General features: G+C 39.0%; 30 protein-coding genes and 1 pseudogene. 13 read left to right on the top strand and 18 right to left on the bottom strand.

Features of this window, described 5'->3' with window-relative positions; genetic code table 11:
* The first annotated feature begins 79 nt into the window (after window positions 1-79).
* The 6 genes from ACG9ZL_RS17920 to ACG9ZL_RS17895 all read left to right on the top strand — a co-directional run bounded on the left by ACG9ZL_RS17920 (window position 80) and on the right by ACG9ZL_RS17895 (window position 10,410).
* Complete coding sequence (locus ACG9ZL_RS17920; protein ID WP_419361019.1) at window positions 80-3,352, top strand: LysM peptidoglycan-binding domain-containing protein; 3,273 nt, start codon at window positions 80-82, stop codon at window positions 3,350-3,352.
* 72 nt (window positions 3,353-3,424) lie between these two features.
* Window positions 3,425-5,284 carry an extracellular solute-binding protein gene (locus tag ACG9ZL_RS17915; RefSeq protein ID WP_419361017.1) on the top strand — a complete coding sequence of 620 codons (1,860 nt, stop codon included), beginning with the start codon at window positions 3,425-3,427 and terminating at the stop codon, window positions 5,282-5,284.
* A 96-nt stretch (window positions 5,285-5,380) separates the two neighbouring features.
* A complete protein-coding gene (locus tag ACG9ZL_RS17910) occupies window positions 5,381-6,451 on the top strand; it encodes a microcin C ABC transporter permease YejB (protein ID WP_419361015.1) in 1,071 nt (356 codons plus the stop codon).
* Window positions 6,451-7,467, top strand: a complete 1,017-nt coding sequence (locus tag ACG9ZL_RS17905; RefSeq protein WP_336953905.1) for an ABC transporter permease — start codon at window positions 6,451-6,453, stop codon at window positions 7,465-7,467. Before ACG9ZL_RS17910 ends, ACG9ZL_RS17905 begins: the two co-directional genes overlap by 1 nt.
* Window positions 7,439-9,034 (top strand): dipeptide ABC transporter ATP-binding protein, encoded by a 1,596-nt coding sequence (locus ACG9ZL_RS17900; RefSeq protein ID WP_336953904.1) that lies wholly within the window; start codon window positions 7,439-7,441, stop codon window positions 9,032-9,034. The genes ACG9ZL_RS17905 and ACG9ZL_RS17900 overlap by 29 nt, the downstream gene beginning before the upstream one ends.
* A gap of 131 nt (window positions 9,035-9,165) precedes the next feature.
* Window positions 9,166-10,410, top strand: coding sequence for an NADH:flavin oxidoreductase/NADH oxidase family protein (locus ACG9ZL_RS17895; protein WP_336953903.1), 1,245 nt, complete (start codon window positions 9,166-9,168; stop codon window positions 10,408-10,410).
* A 69-nt stretch (window positions 10,411-10,479) separates the two neighbouring features.
* Here ACG9ZL_RS17895 and ACG9ZL_RS17890 read toward each other — a convergent pair.
* From ACG9ZL_RS17890 to map, 4 genes and pseudogenes are all read right to left on the bottom strand, one after another.
* Window positions 10,480-10,593, bottom strand: a pseudogene (locus ACG9ZL_RS17890) (glutathione S-transferase); the annotation flags it as partial.
* Between the two features lie 263 nt (window positions 10,594-10,856).
* A complete protein-coding gene (locus ACG9ZL_RS17885; protein ID WP_336953902.1) occupies window positions 10,857-12,083 on the bottom strand; it encodes an MFS transporter in 1,227 nt (408 codons plus the stop codon).
* A 129-nt stretch (window positions 12,084-12,212) separates the two neighbouring features.
* Entirely contained in the window at window positions 12,213-13,262 is a 1,050-nt protein-coding gene (locus ACG9ZL_RS17880; RefSeq protein WP_419361012.1) for an OmpW family outer membrane protein, read from the bottom strand.
* Between the two features lie 329 nt (window positions 13,263-13,591).
* Window positions 13,592-14,419: a type I methionyl aminopeptidase gene (gene map, locus ACG9ZL_RS17875; RefSeq protein WP_419361010.1), complete on the bottom strand. Its 828-nt coding sequence runs from the start codon at window positions 14,417-14,419 to the stop codon at window positions 13,592-13,594.
* Window positions 14,420-14,638: 219 nt separating this feature from the next.
* On the opposite strand from map, the gene rpsB reads away from it, so the two are divergent.
* From rpsB to ACG9ZL_RS17845, 6 genes are all read left to right on the top strand, one after another.
* The gene (gene rpsB, locus ACG9ZL_RS17870) at window positions 14,639-15,391 is read left to right on the top strand and encodes a 30S ribosomal protein S2 (RefSeq protein ID WP_004722027.1); all 753 of its coding nucleotides are present in this window, start codon (window positions 14,639-14,641) and stop codon (window positions 15,389-15,391) included.
* Between the two features lie 139 nt (window positions 15,392-15,530).
* On the top strand, window positions 15,531-16,406 hold the full coding sequence (tsf, locus tag ACG9ZL_RS17865; RefSeq protein ID WP_004722025.1) for a translation elongation factor Ts: 876 nt from the start codon (window positions 15,531-15,533) through the stop codon (window positions 16,404-16,406).
* 157 nt (window positions 16,407-16,563) lie between these two features.
* Window positions 16,564-17,124 (top strand): DUF3465 domain-containing protein, encoded by a 561-nt coding sequence (locus ACG9ZL_RS17860; protein WP_419361008.1) that lies wholly within the window; start codon window positions 16,564-16,566, stop codon window positions 17,122-17,124.
* A 136-nt stretch (window positions 17,125-17,260) separates the two neighbouring features.
* Entirely contained in the window at window positions 17,261-18,082 is an 822-nt protein-coding gene (locus ACG9ZL_RS17855; RefSeq protein WP_004722023.1) for an AraC family transcriptional regulator, read from the top strand.
* 122 nt (window positions 18,083-18,204) lie between these two features.
* Complete coding sequence (locus ACG9ZL_RS17850) at window positions 18,205-18,951, top strand: AzlC family ABC transporter permease (protein ID WP_419361006.1); 747 nt, start codon at window positions 18,205-18,207, stop codon at window positions 18,949-18,951.
* Complete coding sequence (locus tag ACG9ZL_RS17845; RefSeq protein ID WP_004820009.1) at window positions 18,948-19,262, top strand: branched-chain amino acid transport AzlD family protein; 315 nt, start codon at window positions 18,948-18,950, stop codon at window positions 19,260-19,262. Before ACG9ZL_RS17850 ends, ACG9ZL_RS17845 begins: the two co-directional genes overlap by 4 nt.
* A 50-nt stretch (window positions 19,263-19,312) precedes the next feature.
* On the opposite strand, the gene ACG9ZL_RS17840 is transcribed toward ACG9ZL_RS17845, so the two are convergent.
* Complete coding sequence (locus ACG9ZL_RS17840) at window positions 19,313-19,765, bottom strand: Mpo1 family 2-hydroxy fatty acid dioxygenase (protein ID WP_244015433.1); 453 nt, start codon at window positions 19,763-19,765, stop codon at window positions 19,313-19,315.
* A gap of 173 nt (window positions 19,766-19,938) precedes the next feature.
* Here ACG9ZL_RS17840 and ACG9ZL_RS17835 point away from each other — a divergent pair, with 173 nt between their 5' ends.
* Window positions 19,939-21,078 carry a tyrosine-type recombinase/integrase gene (locus ACG9ZL_RS17835; protein WP_419361004.1) on the top strand — a complete coding sequence of 380 codons (1,140 nt, stop codon included), beginning with the start codon at window positions 19,939-19,941 and terminating at the stop codon, window positions 21,076-21,078.
* Here the strand turns inward: ACG9ZL_RS17835 and ACG9ZL_RS17830 are convergent.
* From ACG9ZL_RS17830 to ACG9ZL_RS17770, 13 genes are all read right to left on the bottom strand, one after another.
* Window positions 21,062-21,337, bottom strand: coding sequence for a pyocin activator PrtN family protein (locus tag ACG9ZL_RS17830; RefSeq protein ID WP_419361002.1), 276 nt, complete (start codon window positions 21,335-21,337; stop codon window positions 21,062-21,064). The genes ACG9ZL_RS17835 and ACG9ZL_RS17830 overlap by 17 nt on opposite strands.
* Window positions 21,338-21,583, bottom strand: coding sequence for a hypothetical protein (locus tag ACG9ZL_RS17825; RefSeq protein ID WP_419361001.1), 246 nt, complete (start codon window positions 21,581-21,583; stop codon window positions 21,338-21,340). It lies immediately after the preceding gene.
* A complete protein-coding gene (locus ACG9ZL_RS17820) occupies window positions 21,583-21,810 on the bottom strand; it encodes a hypothetical protein (protein ID WP_419360999.1) in 228 nt (75 codons plus the stop codon). The genes ACG9ZL_RS17825 and ACG9ZL_RS17820 overlap by 1 nt, the downstream gene beginning before the upstream one ends.
* Window positions 21,803-22,222, bottom strand: a complete 420-nt coding sequence (locus ACG9ZL_RS17815) for a hypothetical protein (RefSeq protein ID WP_419360997.1) — start codon at window positions 22,220-22,222, stop codon at window positions 21,803-21,805. Before ACG9ZL_RS17815 ends, ACG9ZL_RS17820 begins: the two co-directional genes overlap by 8 nt.
* Before the next feature lie 78 nt (window positions 22,223-22,300).
* The gene (locus tag ACG9ZL_RS17810; RefSeq protein ID WP_419360995.1) at window positions 22,301-22,498 is read right to left on the bottom strand and encodes a hypothetical protein; all 198 of its coding nucleotides are present in this window, start codon (window positions 22,496-22,498) and stop codon (window positions 22,301-22,303) included.
* Complete coding sequence (locus ACG9ZL_RS17805) at window positions 22,498-22,842, bottom strand: hypothetical protein (protein ID WP_275059632.1); 345 nt, start codon at window positions 22,840-22,842, stop codon at window positions 22,498-22,500. Before ACG9ZL_RS17805 ends, ACG9ZL_RS17810 begins: the two co-directional genes overlap by 1 nt.
* Window positions 22,843-22,891: 49 nt before the next feature.
* The gene (locus ACG9ZL_RS17800; RefSeq protein WP_419360993.1) at window positions 22,892-23,509 is read right to left on the bottom strand and encodes a lambda exonuclease family protein; all 618 of its coding nucleotides are present in this window, start codon (window positions 23,507-23,509) and stop codon (window positions 22,892-22,894) included.
* Entirely contained in the window at window positions 23,490-24,281 is a 792-nt protein-coding gene (gene bet / locus ACG9ZL_RS17795) for a phage recombination protein Bet (protein ID WP_419360992.1), read from the bottom strand. The genes ACG9ZL_RS17800 and bet overlap by 20 nt, the downstream gene beginning before the upstream one ends.
* Before the next feature lie 10 nt (window positions 24,282-24,291).
* Complete coding sequence (locus ACG9ZL_RS17790; RefSeq protein WP_419360991.1) at window positions 24,292-25,347, bottom strand: hypothetical protein; 1,056 nt, start codon at window positions 25,345-25,347, stop codon at window positions 24,292-24,294.
* Entirely contained in the window at window positions 25,347-25,742 is a 396-nt protein-coding gene (locus ACG9ZL_RS17785) for a hypothetical protein (RefSeq protein ID WP_419360989.1), read from the bottom strand. Before ACG9ZL_RS17785 ends, ACG9ZL_RS17790 begins: the two co-directional genes overlap by 1 nt.
* Entirely contained in the window at window positions 25,739-26,299 is a 561-nt protein-coding gene (locus ACG9ZL_RS17780) for an Nmad5 family putative nucleotide modification protein (RefSeq protein WP_419360987.1), read from the bottom strand. The genes ACG9ZL_RS17785 and ACG9ZL_RS17780 overlap by 4 nt, the downstream gene beginning before the upstream one ends.
* A complete protein-coding gene (locus ACG9ZL_RS17775; RefSeq protein ID WP_419360985.1) occupies window positions 26,296-26,487 on the bottom strand; it encodes a hypothetical protein in 192 nt (63 codons plus the stop codon). Before ACG9ZL_RS17775 ends, ACG9ZL_RS17780 begins: the two co-directional genes overlap by 4 nt.
* Before the next feature lie 64 nt (window positions 26,488-26,551).
* Window positions 26,552-26,764 (bottom strand): hypothetical protein, encoded by a 213-nt coding sequence (locus ACG9ZL_RS17770; protein WP_419360984.1) that lies wholly within the window; start codon window positions 26,762-26,764, stop codon window positions 26,552-26,554.
* Window positions 26,765-26,969 lie beyond the last annotated feature (205 nt).

Here is a 26,969-nt window from a genome sequence, read left to right as displayed (position 1 = left end):
AAATTTGCCTTGTAAGCGCGTTTAGCTCTACTAAAATGGCAATGATAAAATAATTTACTAAATGTTGTTCGGAACTCTTATGTTTAAACCTACCACAATGGTGTGGCAACCTACTGCGACTGTTTTCTTTAAATTATCATTATTAACATCTGCATTCGCAGCATTAGGGTTGACTGCAGGGTGTTCTTCAACGTCGACAACATCAAAAGTTCAAACATCAAAGTCAGCAGGTATGTTGGATGCCAGCAGTTTGGACTCTCTAGAAGATTTACTTTCTGCAACAGATATTCGTGCAGTAGAGGGCGATCGCCTACTGATTTTAAAACACGGTGACGTATGGAAGCGGATGTCAGTCGGTTTTAAAATGGATGAAAATCATTGGGATCCTCGTATTGATGCGCAAAGGAGCTGGTTTGTTTCCCGCCAACCCTATATTGACCGTTTAAGCGCACGCGCATCACGCTATCTTTATCATACGGTGAAAGAGGCTGAACGTCGTGGTTTACCTACTGAATTAGCATTGTTACCGATTATTGAAAGTTCTTATGATCCAGCAGCAACCAGTAGTGCAGCAGCAGCAGGGATGTGGCAATTTATCCCAAGCACAGGAAAAATCTACGGTCTAAGACAAACCAGTTTATATGACGGGCGCCGTGATGTAGTTGAATCAACACGTGCTGCTTATGAGTTTTTAGGTAGTTTATACAATCAATTTGGCTCTTGGGAATTGGCTTTGGCCGCATATAACGCAGGTCCAGGGCGGATCCAGCAAGCAATTAACCGTAACCAAGCTGCGGGTTTACCAACAGATTATTGGTCATTGAGATTACCACAAGAAACCATGAACTATGTACCACGCTTTTTAGCAGTGGCGCAGATTATTAAAAGCCCATCTAAATATGGGGTGAGCTTACCACCGATTGCCAATCGTCCGCACTTTAGAGAAGTTGCGGTGCCACCAGGCGTACAACTCAATCAAATTGCTTCAATTACCAATTTAAGTCGTGCTGAATTATACGCGTTAAACCCTGGTCATCGTGGTGAAGTGGTTGACCCATCAAGTACCTTGCGTATTTTGATTCCTGCGGATCTTAGTCCGACGATTGATGCAAAATTAAGAGGGTTAAAACCGGGTTCTGATAGTGGGTTATGGGCAAGTAATACTGCTCCAACCACAGCTACACGAACTTTAACGCCTACAGCGGTAACCTCGACAGTCACTCAATCGATTACTCCAAGTAAAGCAACGCCACCTGCTTTAACAACAGCAAAAACCACAACCACAGGCTCATTGAGCACACTCAAAAATACACCACAAGGCTCGAATGCATTAGCGCAATTTGCTGCCAATGCTGATATTCCTAGTGCGCCACGTATTCCTGTTGCTGTGACAAATGCAGCCAATGTTAAACCTGTTGCAGCGGAACCTCCAATTTCTGCACATGAAAAAGCACAAATCCTTGCCGCAGTAAAAGCTGAAGGTGAAAAAGAAACGGTCAAGCAAGTTTTAGAACCTCAAGCCACTCAAGCTGAAAAAGAAGAAGTGGTCAAAGAGATTAAGGCGATTGCTCCACAAGGGACAGAAGTACTTGATCCATATGATGGTAAAATTAAACTGACTGCAATTCAAACCAGTCAATCTGTTGCAGAGGTTCAAGGTAAAGAAAATACGGTTGGATTCTCATATCCTAAAGGTTTAGCAGATACCACACCTGCAAACTCGGAAGAAGCTAAACTGAATCAGGATAAGAACTTTAAGAAAACTGAAACTGAAGTTGTGGTTGAACCACCAAGAGGTAAACGCAGTACTTATACCGTTTTGGCAGGGGATACTTTAGCAACGATTGCTTTAAAGAATGGCGTAAATTGGCGCGATATTGCCAAATGGAACCAAGTTGATCCAAATGGAACTTTATTTGTTGGGGCGACTTTGTATTTATATGATGCCAAACCACAAATTGATACCCCTGTGGTTTCTCGCAAAACCACGGATTCCGCTCCTACCAATTACGTGGTTAAACCAAATGACAGTTTAACCAGTGTGGCAAATCAGTTTGATTTATCTGTCTCACAATTGGCAAATTATAATAATCTGAATAGTAACAGTAATTTATTTGTCGGTCAGAAATTAAAGCTTAAAGATGCTTCAGATGATAAATTATCTGAAATCAATAAAGCAGTTGTTCGTGCGGATACCTCTAAGCCTGTTGCAAAAATCAAAACCAAGGCTTATGCAGTTAAACGTGGCGAATATCTTAAAGTGATTGCCGATCGTTATGCTTTATCCGTACATGAACTCGCTGATTTGACTCCAGGTCTAGATACCTCAAGTAGCTTATTTGTGGGGCAAAAGATCAATGTGCCACTCAGTGAAGTCAATGAGCCAGAAGCTAAACTTGACTCTAAAGTGATTGATCAAAGTAAGTTTAAGAATATAAAAGCTGAAACAACCTATAAAACTGAGAATTATAAAGTTCAAAGTGGCGATAGCTTATCCAGTATTGCGGTTCAGTCTAAATTAAGCTTGGCAGAATTAGCTGAATTAAACAAAATTTCGACATCTAAAAACTTGCTTGTGGGTCAAATCATTAAGATCCCTGTTGGAACAACAACACCAGAAACCTATACTGTGCAATCTGGTGATAGCCTGATAGCGCTGGCAAATAAATATAATTTGCAAGTTAACCAAATTGCCGATTTAAATGGTTTAAAGAGTACATCTGGTTTATTTGTTGGGCAGAAATTGAAGTTGACTGGCACGCCTGAAAGCAGCAGTAAAGACAAAACACAAGCGAGAAATGAATCGAAATCAGAAGGCGCTAGTAAAGATATCCATGTGGTCAAATCAGGTGAAACACTGGCAAGCGTTGCAAAAAAATATAAACTGCAGTTGTCTTATTTAAGTGAATTAAATGGTTTGTCGCGTAATCAGGCTTTGGATATTGGACAACGCTTAAAGCTTGATGGGGAATTACCCAGTAAATCCACACTATCTAAAGAAAAAGAAGACCTAAAGGCGACTGCGAAAGCAACAGCTAAAGCTTCGAGTAAGAATACTGAAAGCTATGCGGTGAAGTCTGGTGAGTCGTTAAATGCGATTGCAAACCGTGTTGGTATGTCAGTTCAAGAACTGGCTGAATTGAATGATCTGAGTCCACGTGCGGGTTTACAACGTGGACAATCTATTCGTATTCCTAAAACAGTGACTGAATACAAAGTGAAAAGTGGTGATTCATTGATTCGTTTAGCCAGCAAGTTTGGGATTGATACCAGTGCACTTGCTGAGATGAATGAAATAAAACCAAACGCGTCATTACGCATTGGCAGCATAATTAAAGTTCCGAATCTTTAAGCGCCATTTTATTGGAGCAACGTTTAAAGCATAACATTTCAAAAAATTTTTTGAATAAAGGAAAATAGGGGAATGCGCCTAAGTTTTGCATGTGTCAGCCCGATCGGGCTGGCATTGGGATTATATGTTGCAAGCTTAAATGTTGATGCTGCTCTACAAACAACAGCATATATTGCTGTACATAATGCTCCACAGTATGACAAAGCTCAGGCGATGCCTTATGCCAATAGCAATGCACCCAAAGGCGGCTATATCAGTACAGCGAGTATAGGCACCTTTGATAATCTCAACAGTATGAATGGCAAAGGCAGTTCAACTGAAGGGATTAATTATCTATTTGATAGCTTAATGGATAGCTCACTGGATGAGCCGGGTGTGTTATATCCGCTTCTCGCTGAAAAAGTCACTTATGATCCAGTTAAAACCAAATTTGTTATTTTCCATTTAAATCCTAAAGCCCGTTTTAGTGATGGTTCACCTGTCACGGCTGAGGATGTTAAATTTAGTTTTGATACCATTCAAAGTAAAGCCAATCTAGGCTTTCAAATGTATTTGTCTGATTTAGCCAAGACTGAGGTATTGTCTAAATACCAAGTGAAAATGACATTTAAATCAGACCACAATGCAGACATGCCCTTTATTTTGGCAAAAATTGCGATTTATTCAAGAGCAGATTGGAAAAATAAAGACTATAGCAAAGTGACCTTGCAACCGATTTTAGGATCGGGGCCTTATCTGATTGAGCATATTGATTCTGGGCGCAGTATTAGCTATAAGCGCAATCCAAATTATTGGGCAAAGGACTTAGCCATCAATCGTGGTCGTTATAACTTTGATCGCATGAAATATGTTTATTATCGAAGCCCTGAAATCGCTTTTGAAGGGTTTAAATCTGGACAATATCGCTTTTATCAAGAAAAAAATGCCCGTAACTGGGTCACTGAATATAATTTTCCTGCGGTAAAACAAGGTTTGGTGAAAAAATATATTTCTAAGATTGAAACACCAGCGCTCACGCAAAGTTTGGTTTTTAATACCCGAAAGGCGCCATTCAATGATCTCAATTTTCGCCAAGCATTAACCTATGCTTATGATTTTGAATGGATCAACAAAGCATTGTTATATGGTCAAAATATTCGCTTGCAAAGCCACTTTCAAAACAGTGAGCTTGCTGCGACTGGAAAACCAAGCGCGAAAGAACTTGCAATTTTAACACCTTATTTAAAGCAATTGCCCGCATTACAACGGCAAGGTGTATTGGCAGATTGGAAATACCCAGTTTCAGATGCCAGTGGTTTTAACCGACAGAATTTATTGATTGCACGTTCGATGCTATTAAAGGCGGGTTATCGTTTTCACAATGGACTATTGGTGGATAGACAAGGTCGCCCCATTCAAATTGAATTTCTGATTCATCAAGATGGTGCACTACGGACTTTGTTGCCTTATATTCGTAATTTAAAAAAACTTGGGATTCAGGCAAATATTCGTCAAGTCGATTTACCACAATATACAGAGCGTATGCGCCGTTTAGATTTTCAGATGACCGCTATCGATATGCCGCAATCATTAACACCAGGTGCTGAACAGGCACAGATGTGGGGCAGTAAAGCTGCCGATGAAGTGGGCAATTACAATTATGCGGGGGTCAAAAGCCCAGTGGTCGATCAGCTGATTCAACAGATTATTTATGCACCAAACCGTGAACAATTGGTACTTCGTACCCGAGCACTGGATCGGGTATTACGTGCAGGCTATTATCAAATTCTGACTTATGGCAATGATAAAAACTGGTATGCTTATTGGAATATGTATCAGCAACCCAAAGTTAAACCAAAATTATCCCTCGGTTTAGAGTATTGGTGGGTAGATGCAGATCAAGCGAAAAAAGTAGAGCAATATTTAAAAAATCGAGCATTTAAAAAAGCATAATTTTAAATCTTCATGGTTAAAACATCAGTGGCTCAACGTGAGTGATGTTTAAATTGACATATCTACCCTCATGAGGTCATAAGGAACATCGTTTCAATGGGCACATATATACTCAAAAGGCTGTTACTGATCATCCCGACATTGTTCTTTGTTCTCTTGATCAATTTTGTTGTGGTTCAAATTGCACCTGGTGGGCCTGTTGAACAAGCGATTCAACAAGCAGAAAACTTCCAAGGGGTCAATATGACTGCTGGAGGTCTATCATCTTCGGTAAATAACCATGAGTATCGTGGTGCACAGGGCTTAAGCGAAGATATGGTCGATAAAATCAAACAGCAATATGGCTTTGATCGACCTGCACATGAACGATTCTGGTTGATGTTAAAAAACTATTTAGCTTTAGATTTTGGCACGAGTTTTTTTAAAGATAAGCCTGTGACTGAATTGTTATGGGAAAAAATGCCAGTCACCATTTCCTTGGGTGCGTGGAGTACTTTTTTAATTTATTTAATTTCAATTCCTTTAGGGATTAAAAAAGCCAAACAACATGGCTTATTTTTTGATAAATCAACTTCATTACTTTTGGCTGTGGGCTATGCCGTTCCCGCTTTTGTATTTGCAATATTGTTGATCGTATTTTTTGCTGGTGGTTCTTATTTACAATGGTTTCCATTACAAGGCTTTGTTTCAGACAACTTTCACAGTCTCAATTTATTTGAAAAAATAGCAGATTATTTTTGGCACATAGCTTTACCATTGCTGGCCATGGTGTTGGGCGGATTTGCAAGTTTAACCTATCTGACAAAATATTCATTTATGGAAGAGCTCAATAAGCAGTATGTGCTTGCAGCACGAGCAAAAGGCTTAACTGAAAATGACGTGTTATATAAACACGTGTTTCGCAATGCATTGTTGGTGATTGTTGCCGGTTTGCCTGAAGTATTGGTTGGGGTGTTCTTTGTTGGAAATCTACTGATTGAAATTATTTTTAACTTGGATGGCTTAGGCTTGCTGGGTTTTGAAGCCGTGCAACAACGTGATTATCCTGTGATTTTTGGTGCTTTGTTCTTTCTAACCTTATTTGGGCTGATTTTACGTTTAATCTGTGATGTGATTTATCGTGTGATTGATCCGCGAATTGATTTTGAATCGAGAGGTGCAAAATAATGTCACTGGTCATGCAAGCACGAATACAGAAATTTAAGAATAATCGCTTGGGTTTTGTCTGTTTCATTGTATTTATCGTTTTATTTATCCTTTCAATTTCTGCCGAATTTATTGCCAATGATAAGCCCTTATTGGTCAAATACGATCAGCATTATTACATGCCAGTTTTAAAGGCTTATCCTGAAACACATTTTGGAGGGGTCTTTGAAACAGAAGCCGATTATCGTGATCCGGTGGTTCAGCAGTTGATTGAGGAAAAAGGCTGGTCGATTTGGCCACTGGTTCGTTATTCCTTCCAAACTCCCAATTTGGATTTAGCCGTTCCTGTTCCATCACCACCCAGCGCACAAAACTGGTTAGGTACAGATGATCAAGGGCGTGATGTATTTACCCGTATTCTTTATGGTCTACGCATATCACTGTTGTTTGGTTTGGCATTGACACTATTTGCTGCATTTATTGGAATTATTGTTGGGGCGATACAGGGCTATTATGGCGGATGGGTAGATTTAATTGGGCAACGTCTGCTTGAAGTTTGGGGTGGTTTGCCGACTTTATTTATGGTGATCATCTTGGTCAGTATATTTACCCCGAGTGTCTATTGGCTATTTCTGATTATGTTGATTTTTGGCTGGACAGAGTTGGTCGGTATAGTGCGCGCTGAGTTTCTTCGTGCCCGTCATTTAGATTATGTTCAAGCAGCACGTGCATTAGGGGTGAGTGATTTGATGATTATGTTCCGACATATCTTGCCCAATGTGATCAGTTCAAGTTTATCTCAACTTCCATTTATGCTGACTGCAAATATCACCGCACTTACTGCATTGGATTTTTTAGGTTATGGGCTTCCACCAGATGCAGCCTCCCTCGGTGAATTATTACTACAAGGTAAAAATAATTTAAATGCGCCGTGGCTGGCTTTATCCGGATTTTTTACTTTGGCCTTGGTGCTATCTTTATTGATTTATATTGGGGAGGCGACACGCGATGCATTCGATCCAAGACGTCAAAAATGATCAATCTTTGTTGTTGTCTGTCCAACATCTGCATATTGAAAATGAGCGTAAAGAGGTGCTGGTCAATAATCTTAACTTTGACCTACATGTTGGGGAAACTGTTGCGATTGTCGGGGAGAGTGGTTCAGGCAAATCAATTAGTGGTTTGGCGTTACTTGGCTTGCTTCCTGAAAATTTAACTGTGACTGGGCAAGCGTTATATGATGAGCAAAATCTATTGTCTCTTAATCAAAATGCGCAGTTGGCGATCCGTGGTAAAAAAATTGCCATGATTTTTCAAGAACCGATGACTGCACTCAACCCACTACATAAAGTTGAGCGGATTATTGGTGAGACTTTACTTTTAGATGGGATGTCCAAGGAAAAAGTCAGAAAGCGTGTCTATGATTTATTATGTGATGTCGGGATGGAAGAACCTGAGGATAAGTTGAATCGTTATCCACATGAGTTATCAGGTGGTCAAAGACAGCGTGTTTTGATTGCATCAGTTTTGGCCCAAAAGCCTGAAATTATTATAGCGGATGAACCCACAACAGCCTTAGATGTTACATTGCAATCGCAAGTTTTAAACTTATTACAACTGCTTATTCTAAACCATAAAATGGCGATGATTTTAGTCAGCCATGACTTGAATTTGGTGCGTAAATATTCCAATCAAGTGATTGTGATGAATCAGGGACAGGTTGAAGAAAAAGGCACAGTTCGAAATATTTTTCAAAACCCTAAAACCAGTTATACCCAATATTTATTGGATCATGATTTTGGTGAAGCCAATGCTTTACCACATAAACGTAACTTAGTTTTATCTCTGCATCGTGTTGGGGTTAAATTTCCAATAAGAAAGGGCATATTTAATCGAGTTAAAGATTATTTTGTTGCCGTTGAACCGATCAATTTACGTTTAGATCGAGCTGAGTCCATTGGCATTGTTGGAGAAAGCGGTTCTGGTAAAACCTCTTTGGCGTTGGCAATCGCACGACTTAAACAATGCTCGGGTAATATTTTCCTACTCAATCAAGACTTGAACAGGTTGAGCCAGCGTAAATTACGTCCACTTCGATCCAATTTTCAGATTGTATTCCAAGATCCGTTAAGCAGCTTAAATCCACGTATGACTGTTGACCAGATTATTCGAGAGGGCTTAACACTACAACGTCTAAAAGAAGCTGAAATGCTGATTCGTATCAATGAAATTTTAGATAAAGTAGATCTCCCGATAACAGTTAAACAGCGTTATCCACATGAGTTGTCTGGCGGTCAACGGCAACGTGTGGCTTTAGCGCGTGCTGTGGTATTACGCCCTAAATTATTGATTCTCGATGAACCAACCTCAGCACTTGACCGGACCACACAGCGTGCGATTGTAAAATTACTGCGTCAGTTACAACAGGATTATCAGATGAGTTATTTATTTATTAGTCATGATTTACAGGTTGTAAAAGCACTTTGTCAGAAAGTTCTGGTATTAAAAGATGCTAAAGTTATCGAGTTTCATGACACTCAAGCCTTATTTGATAAACCTTTAAATGACTATACCAAGCGATTAATTGCCGCGAGTCAGTATTAACGCTGTATAGATGGTCTAGTTTAAAAAATATTCACATTAACAAAGTTGACAAAATGCATTGTCAAATTTACGCTTGAACTATTATAAATTTAAATTAGAGTAAAAGCTCTAATCACTAAAGAGATTTGACCATGAGCCATCTTGCACAAGCATTAGAAATAAAAAACACACCATTTAAAAACCGAATCATTAAAGGTGCGATGAGTGAAGCATTGGCCAACCATGCAGGGCAACCGAACCAATTGCATTTAGGTTTATATGATGCTTGGGGGAAAGGCGGCTTGGGTTGTGCCATTACGGGGAATGTGATGGTTGATTTCCGTGCTAAGAATGAGCCGGGTGTTGTTGTAGTTGAAACTGAACGTGATCTTGCCAAACTGACTGAATGGGCAAATGTGGGTAAAAAGCACGGGATGGTACAACTGATTCAGTTATCACATCCAGGTCGTCAGTGTCCAAAAGGGCTCAATAAAGAAACTGTTGCGCCTTCAGCAGTGCCTTTTAGTCCAATGTTGGCGACGACATTTGGTACACCACGTGCACTTAATGAAGCAGAAATTTTGGATATCATTCAACGATTTGCTGAAGCTGCGCGGATCTGTGAAAAAGCAGGATTTGAAGGTGTACAATTACATGGTGCACATGGTTATTTGATCAGTCAATTTCTTTCACCATTGACCAATAAACGTCAAGATCAATGGGGTGGTTCGATTGAAAACCGTATGCGTTTCTTATTAGAAATTTATGCTGCAGTGCGTGCTAAAACCTCAGAAAACTTTATTATTTCAGTCAAACTGAACTCTGCAGATTTCCAGCGTGGCGGAATCACAGAAGAAGAAGTGGTTCAAGTATTTAAAGCCATTGATACAGCAGGGATCGATCTGATTGAGATTTCTGGTGGTACCTATGAAGCACCGGCAATGGCAGGCGCAAAAGCGGATAAACGTAAGCAAAGTACGATTGCACGTGAAGCATATTTCTTGGATTTTGCAGAAAAAATTCGTAAAGAAGTCAAATGTCATCTTATGGTGACAGGTGGTTTCCGTACAGCGCAAGGAATGAATGCGGCTTTAGACAGTGGTGCGTGTGAATTTATTGGGATTGCACGTCCTCTTGCGGTAGAACCTGAAGTCAGCAACAACTTGATTGCTGGTCAGGATGTTCGATATGCAGTAGAACAAATCAAAACGGGTATCCCTTTTGTTGATAAAATGGCGATCATGGAAATTCTGTGGTATGCCGCTCAGTTTAAAGCAATTGGTGAAGGGAAGAAGCCAAATCCTAAGCTTTCTCCACTCAAGGTTTTCTTTAATTATGCAAAAAATAATATCAAAGCGGTGATTCAAGGACGAGTAAACTCGCGAAAATCAGCCTAATAAAGATTGGGAGAAGCGTAGTCGCGACTTAAAAAATTGATTTTAAGGTTGCTATTGGTCTGCTTTAGATCAATACGATTTAAATGTGTCAGCAGACCATTGTCCTTTCACTAAAGCCGTTTGAAAGGCGGGTCTGCTTTCTATTTGCAGAAGATAGCGCTGAATTTCAGTGAACTTTTGATATCTTGGGTGAGGTTCAAAACAGGCTTTGTTTCAACAAGGTTTAAATTAAAAATGTTGAACGGCTTATGATTACAAAACAAAGCCCTAAAAGCAGTTAGGGCTTTGAAAGAAAGCAATCTAGCTATTGGACAATGGGTTAATGCGCACAAAAAGCCATATTAAAATATTCAAATAATTCAGGCGTGTTCAACCACAGCATACTTGACAGCCCGAACAGAACAACAATAACCAACCAGATACTGAGCTTGAGCCACGAGAATGAATTAGTCATTAACCACAGCCTCTTCATTGACAAAGAAATGCACAATAACGCCGACTACACACAAGGCAATTGAGCATCCCCAAATGATGTTGTAGTTACCCGTTATATCATGATTTAAACCGCCTAGCCATCCACCAAAAAATGAACCGATTTGGTGAGTGAAAAACACTAGGCCGCTTAGCATGGTTAAGTATTTCACACCAAACATATTGGCCACAATGCCATTGGTTAGGGGTACAGTCGAAAGCCATAAAATCCCCATAACGATACCAAAGGCGTAAACAGTCCAAATACTCAATGGCAGCATCAGAAACGCAACAATCGCAACGCCACGTAAACCATATAAACCCATAAGCAGATGCGGTTTGGAATACTTACCACCAAGCCAACCTGCGGTATAGGTTCCGATAATATTAAATAGACCAACCAATGCAAGAAAGATCGTTCCAGTGGATGCATCAAAACCATGATCAATCAAATAACCGGGTAGGTGAATGCCTAAAAAAACCACTTGGAATCCACACACCGAGAAACCAAAGGCTAACCATAAAAAAGGTTTATGCTGAAAGGCAATTTTAAGAATCTGTTTAAAGCTTAAATTGGGTTTTATCGCTTGTTTAATTGCATTTGGCGGTACATACATAGGCGCTTTAAGCATCCATGCCAATGGGACAATCAGCACGATGAGTATTGCTGTAATGACTAGCGCAGATGACCAACCAAAGTTCTTAATGAGAAGTAGAGTGGTGGGCAACATAATGAATTGCCCAAATGAACCTGCCGCACTGGCTATACCCATTGCCATACTACGCTTGCTTGGATGCGCTGCTCGTCCTACGGCTGAAAGTAATACCGAGAATGATGTTGCAGAGAGGGCTAAGCCGATAATTAAGCCGACACTGATATCTAGTAACAGCACATTTGAACTGATAGACATTAACAATAGACCAATGGTGTAGAGCACCCCGCCTATTGCAACAATCTTTTTACTGCCATATCTGTCTGCAAGCGCACCAGTAAAAGGTTGTACTGCACCCCAGAATAGATTTTGTATGGCAATGGCTAAACTAAAAACCTGATGACTCCAACCAAACTCATGGCTCATGGGTACAAGATAAAGCCCAAAACCGTGACGTACACCTAAAGAGAGTGCCAAGATAAAAGCACTACCGATGAGCATATAAATGAGTGGTTTAGAGAAACGTGTGTCGTCGTATAGTGCTGACATAAGCTATCCATTGAATCATCATGCGAGAATTGTAGATGATTCAATGGGACTTCGCGATAGAATAAAAATTTATCAATCGATAAATTTCAGTGATCAGTCAGCATATGTTAACGAAAATAAATTTAATTTTTAGAAGCGATAACCCACACCGACATAAGTAATCAGAGGATCAATATCAATTTTGGTTTTGGCTGTAACAAGTTGTTTGTTGGTATTTGAGTCTGAAATGGTAATGGTCGCATCACTACTCATTGGTGCATAAGTGACAGAGCCTACTCCAAACCAGCGATCATTAAAATCATAGGTTGCACCCAGTGTGGCCATAGGTGCCCAAGCATCATCTGCTTCTACTTTAACTACAGGATTTGCAGATGATTTTTTGCCATCTAATGCTGCCCCAGCCTGTCCATCTAATACGTTCTGGATCATGTGACCTGCTGCAATCAGATCGTCTTTTACGCCATTATCGACTTTTAGGTGAGTAAAATGTGCATACATGACACCTACACCCACATAAGGCCGAAGTTTATTCACACCAGATTTACCAAATTGATAATGTAGTTCTGCCGCTGGCAACCATGCAGTTGCAGATGCTGCTTTTGAATGTTTTGTTAAATCAGTAATCGCAATATCTTTTTTTAAGTCAATACTGCCAAGTGGTGTAGAATCTTTACCGGTCAATGGTGCATAGATTTGACCTTTACCTTCAATCTCAACTTTAGGTGGAACACCTGCTTTAAACTCTAATGAAAGATTATCAGTGAAGTAGTAGTTTCCCATCAGACCAAAAGTATCCACATCTTTTGCTGTTAGACCAGTGCCTTCAGAGGTCCAACTGGATAGACCATTGACTGTGGCTGTGCCCGTTAAAGCGCCAGGAATTGTGTCACCCAAAAGGCCGATTGCACCATAAAGAAAAGGATTGGATTCTTTAACTGCTGCGTCTAAAACTGCCTTTTTAGAAATATCACCTACTTTAGATTGTGTTCCTTCTGCAACGGCAGTATTCACTTTGATCGGATTAGCGTTACCCTGTGGCATTGCATGTAGCCAACCTGCTGAAACAGAAAAGCGTTTAAACCCATCACCATCTTTAAGACTAAAATAAGGTGAATCTGCATGCGCCATCATCGGTAAAGTCATGCATGAGGTCATGATGCAAAGTAATGGTTTTTTCATAGGTTTGGACTCCATGTCCGTAATTGATACTAATTTTTATGCGTTTTTATTATTAGAAGTTTTTGCTGTTAATTAATGTAGTCTTTACAAAGGCTTTTTTTAAGTGAATGTTCTTTTTTTAATGTTTTATTTATCATAAGTTTATATATGTAATATAACTGTAATCATATTGTCATGATATTACATGCTAAAAATAAGTCACGATCTCGGTTAAAAACAATGATAAAACATTGACTTGGCAGAAAAGGAAAAATTCAAGTTATAACAAAAGGCCATATGAACATGACCTTTTGTTAAGCACTATAAGTCATTTTAGTCAATGACTTTCATTATTTGTGAAAACGAGATAGATCTTCTTCAGGGCGCGCGGTTAAAACTTCTACACCGTCTTTGGTCACCAGCAGGGTATGTTCGTATTGAGCTGAAAGACTATGGTCTTTGGTCACCACCGTCCATTTATCACCCATTAAACGTGTTTGCCAAACACCCGCATTTACCATTGGCTCAATGGTAAAGGTCATACCTTCTTCTAAAACCATGCCTGAATTAGGTTGACCATAGTGAAGGACTTGTGGTTCATCATGGAATACGGTACCAATACCGTGACCACAATATTCACGCACTACACTAAAGCGTTCTGATTCAACATATTTTTGAATCGCCGCACCAATATCACCGATGGTTGAACCCGGTTTCACGGTTTCCATACCACGGTACATTGCTTCTTGAGCAACTTTACACAAACGTTCAGCAATAATCGATGTTTCACCACCAACCACATACATCATATTGGTATCACCGTGATAACCATCCTTAATCACAGTGACATCAATATTGAGAATATCGCCTTTCTTTAAAATTTTATTTGCAGATGGAATACCGTGACATACCACATGATTTACAGAGGTACAAATCACATGTTGGAATGCAGGGCGACCAGGCGCAGCGCCATAACCTAAACATGCAGGTATAGCGTCTTGTTTGTTGACAATATAGTCATGACAAATCGTATCCAATTCAAGTGTACTGACACCTGGTTTGATATGCGGTTTGATCATATCCAAAACTTCTGCAGCCAATCGACCTGCAACACGCATTTTTTCAATTTCATCTGCGGTTTTGATTAATCGACGTGGCGCTTCGTAAGTACTGTTCATGATCTTTAAAAACTTTTGGAAATTTGTATGTGACTATGGTATAAATAGCCGCCCAATTTATCAAATGCTTTCTGTGACTTTCTTTGTGAATGGTTTATGGAAATATTGATAAGGGTAATTTAAAAATCCGCACATATGTCGTCACATTACTCTGGGTGCCTGAAAGGGTGGAGAATGCGGACATATGGAGGCCTAACCCAAACTTTTAAGGTAAAGAAAATGGCAGATTACAACGTAAGCATGCGCGACCTTCTTCAAGCTGGCGCGCACTTTGGTCACCAAACTCGCTTCTGGAACCCAAAAATGCGTCAATACATTTTTGGTGCGCGTAACCGTATTCACATCATCAACCTTGAACATACTGTTCCTGCGTTAAATGATGCTTTGAATTTTGTTAACAATCTAGCAAGCAAAAAGAACAAAGTATTGTTCGTTGGTACAAAACGTGCTGCTTCTAACATCATTCGTGAACAAGCTCAACGCGCTGGTCAGCCTTATGTTGATCACCGTTGGTTGGGTGGTATGTTGACTAACTGGAAAACTCTTCGTCAGTCAATCAACCGTTTGAAAGATCTTCAAACTCAATCACAAGATGGTACTTTTGCTAAACTGACTAAACGTGAAGCATTAGAACGCGCTCGTGAAATGGAAAAACTTGAACGCTCTTTAGGCGGTGTTAAGAACATGGGTGGTTTACCTGACGCATTGTTCATCATCGACGTTGATCACGAAGCAATCGCGATTAAAGAAGCTAAAAACCTTGGTATTCCAGTAATCGGTATCGTTGATACAAACTCTAACCCAGATAACGTAGATTTCGTTATTCCTGGTAATGACGATGCGATCCGTGCTGTTACACTTTATGCTTCTGCAATGGCTGATGCAATTCTTGCTGGTAAAGAATACGCTCAAACTCAAGCGAATGCTCAAGCTAAAGGCGAAGAAGCTGCGAAAGAAGCTCCTGAGGCTTAATGCGTTTTGACGCAAGCTTGTCATTTTTGTGATTTAAAATGATGACAAATTGAGCGTCGAGAAAGCAAAGCGGCCCAGAGGAACCTTTGGGCCGTTTTTGTTGAACAGATTCATATTCTACCGTATTTAGGAGAACAACATGACTGCAGTTACTGCGAGCATGGTAAAAGAATTACGTGACCGTACTGGTCTTGCAATGATGGAATGCAAAAAAGCATTAACAGAAGCAGACGGTGACATCGAATTAGCGATTGATAATCTTCGTAAATCAGGTCAAGCAAAAGCAGCTAAAAAAGCTGGTAACATTGCTGCTGATGGCGCGATCACAATTGCTCAAGAAGGTAATAAAGCAATTCTTTTAGAAGTAAACTGTCAAACTGACTTCGTTGCGAAAGACGAAAACTTTGCTGGTTTCTCTGCGAAAGTTGCTGCTGCTGCACTTGCTGCTGGTGTAACTGATGCTGCTCAAATTGCTGAATTGAAACTTGAAGATGGTTCAACTGTTGAAGAAGCTCGTATTGCGCTTGTTCAAAAAATCGGTGAAAACATCCAAGTTCGTCGTGCTGCAATTGTTGAAGGTGAAAACCTTGCAGTTTACAAACACGGTTTAAAAATCGGTGTTGTTGTTTCTTACACAGGTTCTGCTGAAACTGGTAAAGGTATTGCAATGCACGTTGCTGCGTTCAACCCAGTTGCTGTAACTGCTGAAGATGTTTCTGCTGATCTTATCGCGAAAGAGAAAGAAATTGCTGAAGCTAAAGCGATTGAATCTGGTAAGCCAGCGAACATCGTTGAAAAAATGGTGACTGGTTCAGTTGAAAAATACTTGAACGAAGTTGTTCTTGAGCGTCAACAATACGTAATCGACAACGACAAAAAAGTTGCTGAAGTATTGAAAGCGACTGCAACAACTGTAGCTCAATTCGTTCGCTTCGAAGTAGGTGAAGGTATTGAGAAGAAAGCTGAAATGAGCTTTGCAGAAGAAGTTGCTGCTGCTCAAGCGGCTGCTAAATAATTTTTACTCACTGAGTATAATTATTGAAAACCCCTCCTTAGAGGGGTTTTTTTTGTCTGTAATTTAATTGAAGTAGATTCAGAAGAATTAATTCATACATATCTAAAAGATTATTCTTTTATAATTCCACAATGAACATTGATTAGACTCAAACTTTATGGCAAATAAAACTCAACTTGGTATTGGTGCTGTAATCGCAGTGATCGTCGCAGCTTATCTAGGCGTTGATCTTAATCAACAAAAAAATCAAGCAACTGAATCCTCTAAAGTTGAATCGATCGATCAGCAAAACAATCATTCACAAGACAATACACAGCATGTGAATGAGCAAAGTAAAGATAACCAATTTAAAGATAAGCCGTCTGCCAATAGTCAAAATCAAAATGGTATTGAGGTTATTCGAAAAGCCTACGATGCAAAACTCAGTAATGTTCAAGTACAATCGATTGGTCGAGTAAAAGCCGTGTTGCGTGATGATAATGAAGGTTCACGTCATCAAAAATTTATTCTTGCACTGGATAATGGCTTAACTGTACTGGTTGCGCATAATATTGATTTAGCACCCCGTATCGATAATTTACGCAAAGGTGATACTGTCGAATTTTTTGGCGAATATGAATATAGTAATCAAGGTGGTGTAATGCATTGGACACACCATGATCCAAAGCGTCGTCATCAAGATGGTTGGCTAAAACATAATGGAAAAACCTATCAGTAATCTATTGGTTATTCTCTTATGTGCACAAAAGATCTTTGTATTTTCCATGTCTAATCGTATAGATAGCAATTTTGTTCTATACGCTTTTTATAAACATGCTATTTTTAAATTATTATCTAAAGTCTGAATAGAAAAAATGCAGGAGTGGGCAAGCTATTTTCACCTAAAAGAATTGGGTGGATTAGAGTTGTTAAAAGCACAGTATCACCATAAGCAATTTTCAAAGCATGTGCATGAAGGTTATTGTATTGGTGTGATTGAAGATGGTGCACAGAGTTTTTATCGGACTGGGCAGTTACATACAGCACCGAAGGGCGACATTATTTTAGTCAATGCTGATGAAATTCATACAGGTTCATCTGCTGTCGAGTCAGGCTGGAAATATCGTGCAATTTATCCAACGCCAGAAATGTTGTTAGATGCAGGGCAAGATTTTTTTAGTGTTAAAAATAGCGTACCGTGGTTCCCACAAGCAGTTGTGCAAGATGTTGGATTGGCACAGCAACTCTGTTTACTTTTTGATTTATTAGAACAAAAAGAAAATACTTTACTGAAAGAGAGTATGTATTTATCCACTTTAGCCCGCTTAATCAGTCGTTATGGTCGTGCCAAATTAACACCTGCTGAATTACCAGAAGCACAACGGAAAGTTGAAATAGTCAAAGATTTATTAAGCAGTTTTCCTGAGCATGATTATTCGCTCACTGATTTGGCGACATATGTAGGATTAAGCCCTTGGCATTTTTTACGTGAATTTAAAAAATATACGGGCTTACCACCGCATAGCTGGTTGGTTCAAGTCCGTTTACAGAAAGCGCGCCAATTATTAAAACAAGGGCAGAGTATCGCAATGACTGCTCAAAATAGTGGTTTTTCAGATCAAAGTCATTTTAATCGTCATTTTAAAAAAGCAGTCGGGGTTACACCTTCTCAATATTTAAGCACATTAAATATTTAATAAATGTATTTGGGAATAGTCATTTAAACGTTCTACAGTCCCTCACCAAATAGCAATTTCATCCAAGCGATCACTGATCATTTATAAGATACTGCTTAAATTCTTAGATTTGGATTTTGCAAATGAGTGATCAATTTGAATCTTATACTGCCGACATTGAGCCGAAGTCTATGCAAAATAAAAAGGCTTTTTTCCAAGGTGTGGTCGATATTTTACCTTTATCTATTGCCGTACTACCGTGGGGTATTTTGGCTGGATCAATGGCAATCAATGCTGGATTAAGCTTTGCACAAGCGTTCTCAATGTCCGCTGTTGTATTTGCAGGTGCAGCACAGTTGGTAAGTTTAGGTTTAGTCATGTCACATGCATCTGCCTTGACGATTATGATTACGGTATTTTTCTTAACCAGTCAGCATTTAATTTATGCGCTTAATTTTCGTCAAGATGTCAGTCGTTTTCCGTTTAAGCAACGCATATTAATTGGCTTCTTGCTGACAGATGAACTGTTTGCTGTCGGTATTGGCAAAGATAAACAACGCAACTTTACTTATCTGTTTGGTGCTGGGCTATGTTTTTATTTGGCTTGGTGTCTGTTTAGTGTATTGGGAATTGTACTGGCTAAATCAATTCCAAATTTAGAAAGCTTACATTTAGATTTTTCAATTGTTGCGGTATTTATTTTGATTATTGTGCCTATGGTGAAAAGTAGCGCAACTTTAGTGGGCGTCATATTTACTTTAGTATCTGCCTGTATTTTTAAATATTTTCAATTTGAAGCGGGCATTGTGCTATCTGGGATTTTGGGAATGTTTAGTGCGATGTGTACGGCAAAAATCGTCGGAGTAACAAACATAGGAGCACCAAAATGACATGGACTTTATTGTTAACTTTGGCAGGCATTGTATTGATTAACCGTTACTTTTTTTTAGAACCTAAAATCGCCCTGAAATTGCCTCGTGTGATTGGAAATATGTTGCAGTATTCAGCGCCATGTTTGCTGACCGCTATTTGTGCCCCAATTGTATTTTTTAATGGAGATCAATTGCGTGCATTGCCTTTGGATGCCTATTTTTTAACAGCAATGATCTGTGTTGTTTTAGCACTTATTTCTAAGAAAATTCTAGTCAATTTAGCTTTAAGTTTATTGTGCTTTTACGGGTTATTTTATCTGTTAAATTGAAGAAAATGGAGGGAAAAGCCGAATTGAATTTTCCCTCTGGTTTATTTGCGCTAAAAAGCCAGTTTCTGGCGTGTTTTCCATTTCGGTAGTACTTTACCAAGATAGGCATCCATGCACCATACGGGGCCAATGAGGAGGAATTGAAGGTCTTTAAAGAAAGAAGGCTTTTTACCTTCGACTTTGTGACCATAAAATTGACCAATCCAAGCCAGAATAAATACCCCAATATAGAAACCAACACCGACTGGGAGTAAGTAAATGATCCATGCCATGACTGCAATTAATGCGGTCATTGCTACAGCAAGAACAATATCTAAACGGGCATAGAAAACGAGGGTTAGAACTAGAAGTAGTGCCGTAAGCAAAGCACTAAAATGTGCAAGAATCCCAATGATGGCAAATAAAATCGCGGGAACACAAGCCCAATGGATGGCTTTATTGGTTTTGTTTTGATGACTTTCGCTATATTCATCGAACCATTCGGTGATTGATTTTCTTAACATTCTTCATATCTCCATATAATCAATAACTTGGTATTTTTTACTTAAAATTCATATTCTTGTTAAAATTTTTCAATATTCATTAATACGCATTAACATGTATTAATAACTATTAATATGTATCTATTTACGCCATAATTTTACACCTTAAAGAAAAAACTTAAAAAGGCGTAAATGTGGGCACTATTTCTCAAAGAAAATTGACAGATGGCACTATTCGCTATCGAGCTGAAATTCGTATAAATAAACAAGGTGTAATTTATAAAGAATCCAAAACATTTGCAACAATGCGTACAGCTTCAAATTGGCTAAAAAAAAGAGAGGCTGAAATACAAGATAATCCTGAAATCATAAAAGGTAAAGTTGAAGCAAGTAAATTTACAATTGGGGATTTAATTAACAAGTATCTTGTTGAGGTGGGTGATCAATACTCAATAACTACAATAAGATCATTGCGTGTTTTGTTGAAGCTTCCGATTAGTAAAATTAGTTCTGATAAATTTGGTGCAATGAATATCACCGAACATGTTAAAGCTAGAAAAATAGGATATCCAAAATTAGGCTTAAATCCTGTTTCCCCATCAACTATATTAAATGAATTGCAGCACTTGAAGTCAGTACTTAATCACGCAAGATTATTATGGGGTGCTGATATTAAATATACTGAAGTAATTGACGGTATGTTGCAGTTAAGAAAAACAAGACAAATCAATAGAGGTAATACGAGAGATAGATTGTATGAGAGAGCAGAATTAGAAAAACTTTTAAAATTCTTTACATCAACATGGAACCGTGGAAGATCTGTATACCCAATGCACCTACTTATGATATTTGCAATTTTTTCATGTAGACGACAGGCTGAAATCACTAGACTTGAGGTTTTAGATTACAATAGAGAGCACAGGGTTTTTCTGGTTAGGGATCTTAAAAATCCAAATGGATCCAAGGGGAATCACAAAGAATTTATTGTTTCTGATGAACTAGAAAAACTAATTGATCTTGCATTGAGTCCTAAATACAGAAACAGAATGATTCTATCTGAGTGTGAATCTAAGTATTTATTCCCTTTACGTGCTGGATCTATTTCAACTGAATTTAATGAAACTTGCACATTGTTGGGGGTTGAAGATTTACGCTTTCATGATTTACGTCATGAGGGCGCAACTCGATTAGCTGAAAAGGGTATGACTATTCCTCAAATACAACAGTATACCCTTCATACAACATGGTCCAGTTTGCAGCGATACGTATCATTAAAAATTAGAAGAAATGTTATGACATTTGAAGAGATGCTACATCTCATCGGTGAAATGTAGCATAGTCTTTGGCTGCCGATTGATGCTCTTTATCAAGAGCATCAGCTAAGTCTTTAAGATTTACAAAATATGGTGCTGTACGGCTTTTTTGATCAATCTTAAAAACAGGGAATGGAAATTCATTATCATTTGCCATTTTGTTAATTGTGGCTCTTTTCAATGCCGGATAGTACTCTTCAGCCACATCCATGAGCTTTATGACTATTGATCTATGTTTCAAGAACAAATAATCATAAGTAGAAAATTCTAGAGCACCCATTCAACCTTCCTCCTTCACTTCAGATCGAATCACATCTTTGCCAAACTTAAAATCGGCGGTTATGTTTTTCTTGCCATCATCGGTCCAGTTAAAAAATTCCATCTGCCCATTTTCCAGCCCCATGAGTTCATGATTTGCTTTTAAAAATTCCAAACCAACAGCAAACTCTTTTAAGCAATCTTCAATCCGATCATTTGGAACTTTAAAGAAATCTGAAAGGGTTCGGATTTCGTAAGTTTTAGTCATCAACCTACCTCCTTTTCTTCTTTCGATGGTCGCTCCTCTAGTGAGTCTTGCCAGCTGCCTTGGAATTCAGATTTTTCATACTGTGAAAAAAATCCATCATCAGAATCATCAATCCAACCTTCCATAAATATCTCAGGTTTTAATTCAAAATAACTTTTAAAACCATCTTTATCCGTTGCTATAAATTTCACTATGGATGGCACATTCGACCATTCGTATTTAGTCATGACTTTGCTCCTGTGCTTCGATCATTGCTTTATTTTCTTTGATGGCTAGTTCAGCAGCTTCAATTGAATCAAACTCTACAATTTCGAAGTTATCTTCATCTGAATAAATGTTTGCAAAAAATGCTTTAGTTGATTTGGTTTGCTCCCACTTTTCTAGTTCTGCAATTTCATTTTTTTCTAATTCCATTTCATATTCAGATACACAGTTCACAGTATGTTCGGCACCTTCCCAATAATATGTTGAGGTGAGTTCATCTTTCGGCACCAAAACAAACCCTTCAGGGGTGGCTTCTTTCAACAGCGCATTTGCAAACTCATAAACGTATGAATGAAGATCCATGTTTCCACTTGCTTGCTCTTTAAGTGAAAACCCATTTGCTAAAGCCAATTCTCTAATTTTATTAATTTCCATCTCATCACCTATGTGCATTATTCTGCGCAAAATCCTATTTTTTGATGATAATGCGCAGATTTTTGCTCGAATTTGTTGTTAAGCTACTTCTTCAATAGCGTCTTTTAATTGCTGTTTTTGCACTGGAAGCAAGGTTATTTGACCTTGAGTCAAATCCTCTACAAGCTTTGTGAAATAACCAATTGCATTACCAAGTGTGGTTTCGTCAGCTTGAGCAGGACGACGGATTAGAGTGTCTACAGCTTCAAGTAGTATTCGTTTTTCGTGTGCTTCCATCACGCCACCTCAATTTCACGAATCGGACGAGCAAATACAGCTATTGCATCATCTTCTGTAAAGTGAATATCCATTAAGAAAAATCCATTTGGAGCGATTGGCTTCCAATCTGTTAAATCTGCGTTTTCCATCATTTTTTCCCAATCATCCATTGAGGTGCAGCTTTCAAGATAAAATGAGACAGTTTCGATATTGAAGTGACGCTTGATAGCATCCCATTCACTTTGCGAAAGCCATTCTTGGTTTTCGTGATGCTCATCCAAGTATTTACGGTATTCTGGATGAATCCATGAACCATACTCATCACGCACAACCTCTACAGGTTTTAATTGATTTATTTCCATCACAACCACCACGCCATTTGCCAAAGTTGAAAGTAAAGTTTTAGGAGGGTCATGCTGCGAGCTCCTTTAATTCAAGTTGTCGCATAGCCTTATAGATAGATTGATTAAAATTAATCACTGACATCTCAATGCCCGTAATATCCAGATCTGTTGCTAATATGCGAATTACAACAATCTGCAAATGCTCAGGAAGCAAAGGGCAGTAGCTCACAAAGTCACACCATTCACGACGAGTACAAGCCAATTGCAACGTGATTTGAGGAATGTATTCACTAGGTACTTCCTGCAACAACAGCGTATTTAAATGAACAGATGGAGTAGGGCATTTAACTTCAATCTGACCATCTTTACCCACCAACCCATCAGGAGAAGCCCCGCAATTTCCAATACTCGGGTGATCAATCAAACCTGTGCTTATTACAAAATTACCTGTTTTATTTTCATAGGCTGCAATCGCATAAGGTTCTTGATCAATTCCCCATTGCATAGTCTTGGTAGTTGGAGTTTCCTCCTGAACGCCAGTAAGGCGCTCAGTCAGAATGGTTAAACCTAATGCGTTTAATGCTTTGCCAGTTTTAGGCTTTGCATCGATATCTTTCACACGGCTAGCAGTTACTTTTCCACATCGATCTGCATGCCAATCTTCACTACGCTGGAGAATGTTCATAGGTTTCTCCTTGTTGTTTTTTTATAGCTTCATCAGCAAATTGAGCCATTTCTTTTAGATCAGCAGAATGAGTAGACCAGAAGTGATTCTTACATTCTCCCTTAGGTAAATTCACATATGCATTTTGTAGGCGCTCAGTTCCATATCCTGCTTCAGTGCGTAAGTGTTGAAGATGCTGCTCTTCAAATTCTGGATATCCAGCAGGGATACTATTTTCACTAAATCCACTGACAGTTTTAACCTGGCAATCATCAATCCGTTTAGCTTCATCTTCGTCATAAATACCCGAAAAACCAAAGGCAACACGTGCACACTGGATTAAAGATTTATGGCGCAACATGCGCTTAGGATATTTCTTCCAAGGTTCGGATGTGCCTTGGCATTCGCTTAAATATTCAGTAACCACAGTTGGATGTTCACGATCTTTACGATAGATTTTGCATGTGCAAGATTGATCATCTTGTTCAAACTGAATACCATTACAAAGAGGGTTGTCATTAATAATTCGCGCCCATCCATCGATACCAACTACAGGGGTGATGCCACCACCTTTGGCAGGGAATGCGTAAATTTCTTTAGTAAATGGATTGAGCTTGTATTGATTAGCAACAATCAAAAGACTTACAAGCTGTACATCATTCGCGCCTTTAAAAACTGTATCAATTAATGTTTGCTTTAGTTGCTCTGGATCCACATCAACCATGTCAAATGCCAATGCTACTTTGTGCATTTGAGCCTGAACGATATTGTTTTGTTTTACTGGTGCATTCATCTTCTAATCCTCAAAACTTGATTGATACGTGTGGCACTTCATCTTTGTGAATCGCCTGTAAAATTTGCTTGCCTAATTCTTCTGAAACACCAATGCTCATAAGACCTTGGAGCGCTTCATTGCAGATTTTCTTTTTATGAGCTTTGTTGGCTTCGCGTGCTTGCTGCTCTTTAAGTTCAGCATCTGCCTTTGCTTTAGCTTCTTGCTCGATGCGTAAGCGCTCAGCTTCAACAGCCTTTTGGCGATCAATTTCAGCTTGCTTTTCACGCTCAATGGCTTGCTGCTTTAATTGCTGTTCACGCAATTCAGCTTGTTCTTTTTCAAGCTTTAAGCGTGCTTCACGTTGTTCTGCTTCAAGCTTTTCTTGCTCGGCTCTTTTACGATCTGCAAGCGCTTTTGCTTCAGCTTCAACACGTGCCTTGTCCGCTGCTTCACGTGCAATTTTTTCGTCACGTTCTTTCTGTTGGCGCTCAATATCGGCTTGGCGTAAGCGTTCTAATTCAGCCTGCTCGGCTTCGTATTTTTCACGAGCAACAAGGGCATTGCGTAGCTTTTCAAGTGTTTCGAATTTGGCAATTTTAATTTTTTCTTCAAATTCCTCAAACATAGTCCCCATTGGTACTTTTTCTAAGTAGCGAATATTTGAAGCTAAAATCTCCGCATCAACATTAATGTTTTCGGGCAAAAGGAAGTCTGTAATTTCCTTTATTGCATTCTCATGCTTCGCCACACGATCTTTTTCCGCATTTTCCCAGTCTGTTAATGGCTGACGAATGCGGTCACGCTCGGCATCCAATTCATCACGAGCAAATTTTCGATCGGCATCAATTTGGTTGGTAACAACCGTGTATTGCTCTTTGAGTTTTTTACCCTCAGCATCGATTGCTGATTTTGATTGAGCAACCTTATAAGCCAGTGAAGCAATTTCCTTGCGTCCTTTTGCAGTTGTAACATCGGGAACGATACTGCTCACTTGAGCTTTAATTTGATCAACGATTGCCTGAATGCCATTCGCATTGTTGAATGCAGAAACAATCACATTTTGTTCTAATACTTGTAATTCCATTATGCTTTTACTCCTTTCAATTCATTAACTTTTTCTTCTTCAAAATGCGCTTTAAGCATTTCATTAAGTGTGTAAACTTGGCTATTTGTCAGTGCAAATTGAAGTCCATGAGCTGCAAAAATATCGTCATAATCTTCAACAACAGGGCGGTGCCAAGTCGCTACTTCAAGCAAGTCATAATCCACATCAACATCGTTTTGCGGATCACTTGTATTGTTCCAAGCCAATGAGCTTGTTGTTTGATTTGCTTCAACAACAGCAGACACATAACAAGCGCTGTAGTTCGGTACAATCAGCGAGAAGTGGACTGTTGATCCTTTAATATCAGGCTTATCAGCAACTACAAGATTTTGAAACGTAGGTGCTTCAGGAGCGTAATTAGAAAGCATATTCATTGTTGTGGCTCCTTGGCTGCCGAAACTGGCAAACCTAAAGCCGCATTCAGTTTATTCACCTGAACCGCAGGTAGAATCGCAATAGCTGGTTTTGCTTCAAATTTTTCAAGAAGTGATTTTGACTCAGGCCACACTTCCCATAGTTTTTTGAATGTGTGTACACTTTCCAAAACAGCGTTTACTTCACACTCCATGGCATGTCGTTGTTTAACTAAACTCTCGACGTTTTCATTAGCCTGTAACCAAGAGATAGCAATAGGATTATCAGCTCCAAAAACAATACGTGAGCAGTTGCTTTCATATGACATTAGCTTTGATTCACTAAGACTTACAATGTGTCGCTGACCACCAATATTGGTATCCATGCGACTTTGCTTATAAAGAAAACTTGCTGGAAGCTTCTTCATTGTTTTAATGTGCTCACCATGGTGATCCATATAAAGTGCATCACCAGCTAAAACTAGATCACTTTTTGCTTTTGATTGCTTTTCAGAAAAGGCGTGATCCAAGACAGTTTTAAGTAATGACTGACGAATTTGATTAGTTAAGCGACTCATGATTTCACCCCCACCTTAGCCGTTGCACTTTGATAACCTGAGCAATTCACCACACCGCCCAAACACATAGCGATAATGATGATTGATGGAATAACAAGCCCTGAGCGTTTGTACTGAACAGTGTTTTCAGCCGTTGGAGGCTGATTTAAATATTGAGTCGTTTGACTTTTTTGATGTGTTTGATTCATACTTATCTCACTCTTTGAGTAAAAGCCCTTTGATGTCGAGTCGTGAGGGCTTTTTTATTTAAAATTAAAAAGCTTTTTGAAATTGATTGATTAAGCAGATAAGGCATCCGCACTTTTCATCTACTGGATCTTCACCAACTTCCGCAGTTTTTACCGCTTCGCCCATTTGCTGATTTAAGCCAGTACCTTCCAAAACGTATTTCTCCATTGCTTGAGCGTGTTCAACTTGACCGCCTGAAAGCTGAAGGAGTTGTAAGCGTAAATTTTGAATTTCCATTTTTGTCTCACTGAGGAGGTTTGTTTGTGTATGAGGTAAATATAGTCAAAACTATAAATATAGTCAATAGTTGGAACTATAAAATACAGTTATTTTTATATTATTTATTTTTATGCTTTAATAGACAAAAGAAAACCCACGCAGGGTGGGTTAGAGAATTAATTTGAAAATTTATTTGTTGCTTAAGACTTTAGTTTTTGCCTCT

The organism is Acinetobacter legionensis, assembly GCF_048551735.1.
Classification (GTDB): Bacteria; Pseudomonadota; Gammaproteobacteria; order Pseudomonadales; family Moraxellaceae; genus Acinetobacter.
This window is presented reverse-complemented; position numbering and strand designations above follow the sequence as displayed.

Excerpts from the sequence above, each read along its gene's own strand:
- ACG9ZL_RS17840 (WP_244015433.1), bottom strand. The coding sequence starts at position 19,765 with ATGTTAAGAAAATCAATCACCGAATGGTTCGATGAATATAGCGAAAGT.
- ACG9ZL_RS17860 (WP_419361008.1), top strand. The coding sequence starts at position 16,564 with ATGGCAAATAAAACTCAACTTGGTATTGGTGCTGTAATCGCAGTGATC.
- tsf (WP_004722025.1), top strand. The coding sequence starts at position 15,531 with ATGACTGCAGTTACTGCGAGCATGGTAAAAGAATTACGTGACCGTACT.
- ACG9ZL_RS17790 (WP_419360991.1), bottom strand. The coding sequence starts at position 25,347 with ATGGAATTACAAGTATTAGAACAAAATGTGATTGTTTCTGCATTCAAC.
- ACG9ZL_RS17905 (WP_336953905.1), top strand. The coding sequence starts at position 6,451 with ATGTCACTGGTCATGCAAGCACGAATACAGAAATTTAAGAATAATCGC.
- ACG9ZL_RS17830 (WP_419361002.1), bottom strand. The coding sequence starts at position 21,337 with ATGGGTGCTCTAGAATTTTCTACTTATGATTATTTGTTCTTGAAACAT.
- ACG9ZL_RS17915 (WP_419361017.1), top strand. The coding sequence starts at position 3,425 with ATGCGCCTAAGTTTTGCATGTGTCAGCCCGATCGGGCTGGCATTGGGA.
- ACG9ZL_RS17775 (WP_419360985.1), bottom strand. The coding sequence starts at position 26,487 with ATGAATCAAACACATCAAAAAAGTCAAACGACTCAATATTTAAATCAG.
- ACG9ZL_RS17785 (WP_419360989.1), bottom strand. The coding sequence starts at position 25,742 with ATGAATATGCTTTCTAATTACGCTCCTGAAGCACCTACGTTTCAAAAT.
- ACG9ZL_RS17770 (WP_419360984.1), bottom strand. The coding sequence starts at position 26,764 with ATGGAAATTCAAAATTTACGCTTACAACTCCTTCAGCTTTCAGGCGGT.
- ACG9ZL_RS17880 (WP_419361012.1), bottom strand. The coding sequence starts at position 13,262 with ATGAAAAAACCATTACTTTGCATCATGACCTCATGCATGACTTTACCG.
- ACG9ZL_RS17885 (WP_336953902.1), bottom strand. The coding sequence starts at position 12,083 with ATGTCAGCACTATACGACGACACACGTTTCTCTAAACCACTCATTTAT.
- bet (WP_419360992.1), bottom strand. The coding sequence starts at position 24,281 with ATGAATGCACCAGTAAAACAAAACAATATCGTTCAGGCTCAAATGCAC.
- rpsB (WP_004722027.1), top strand. The coding sequence starts at position 14,639 with ATGGCAGATTACAACGTAAGCATGCGCGACCTTCTTCAAGCTGGCGCG.
- ACG9ZL_RS17895 (WP_336953903.1), top strand. The coding sequence starts at position 9,166 with ATGAGCCATCTTGCACAAGCATTAGAAATAAAAAACACACCATTTAAA.
- ACG9ZL_RS17800 (WP_419360993.1), bottom strand. The coding sequence starts at position 23,509 with ATGAACATTCTCCAGCGTAGTGAAGATTGGCATGCAGATCGATGTGGA.
- ACG9ZL_RS17850 (WP_419361006.1), top strand. The coding sequence starts at position 18,205 with ATGAGTGATCAATTTGAATCTTATACTGCCGACATTGAGCCGAAGTCT.
- ACG9ZL_RS17855 (WP_004722023.1), top strand. The coding sequence starts at position 17,261 with ATGCAGGAGTGGGCAAGCTATTTTCACCTAAAAGAATTGGGTGGATTA.
- ACG9ZL_RS17810 (WP_419360995.1), bottom strand. The coding sequence starts at position 22,498 with ATGGAAGCACACGAAAAACGAATACTACTTGAAGCTGTAGACACTCTA.
- ACG9ZL_RS17910 (WP_419361015.1), top strand. The coding sequence starts at position 5,381 with ATGGGCACATATATACTCAAAAGGCTGTTACTGATCATCCCGACATTG.
- ACG9ZL_RS17780 (WP_419360987.1), bottom strand. The coding sequence starts at position 26,299 with ATGAGTCGCTTAACTAATCAAATTCGTCAGTCATTACTTAAAACTGTC.
- ACG9ZL_RS17805 (WP_275059632.1), bottom strand. The coding sequence starts at position 22,842 with ATGGAAATAAATCAATTAAAACCTGTAGAGGTTGTGCGTGATGAGTAT.
- map (WP_419361010.1), bottom strand. The coding sequence starts at position 14,419 with ATGAACAGTACTTACGAAGCGCCACGTCGATTAATCAAAACCGCAGAT.
- ACG9ZL_RS17920 (WP_419361019.1), top strand. The coding sequence starts at position 80 with ATGTTTAAACCTACCACAATGGTGTGGCAACCTACTGCGACTGTTTTC.
- ACG9ZL_RS17825 (WP_419361001.1), bottom strand. The coding sequence starts at position 21,583 with ATGACTAAAACTTACGAAATCCGAACCCTTTCAGATTTCTTTAAAGTT.
- ACG9ZL_RS17900 (WP_336953904.1), top strand. The coding sequence starts at position 7,439 with ATGCATTCGATCCAAGACGTCAAAAATGATCAATCTTTGTTGTTGTCT.
- ACG9ZL_RS17845 (WP_004820009.1), top strand. The coding sequence starts at position 18,948 with ATGACATGGACTTTATTGTTAACTTTGGCAGGCATTGTATTGATTAAC.
- ACG9ZL_RS17820 (WP_419360999.1), bottom strand. The coding sequence starts at position 21,810 with ATGACTAAATACGAATGGTCGAATGTGCCATCCATAGTGAAATTTATA.
- ACG9ZL_RS17815 (WP_419360997.1), bottom strand. The coding sequence starts at position 22,222 with ATGGAAATTAATAAAATTAGAGAATTGGCTTTAGCAAATGGGTTTTCA.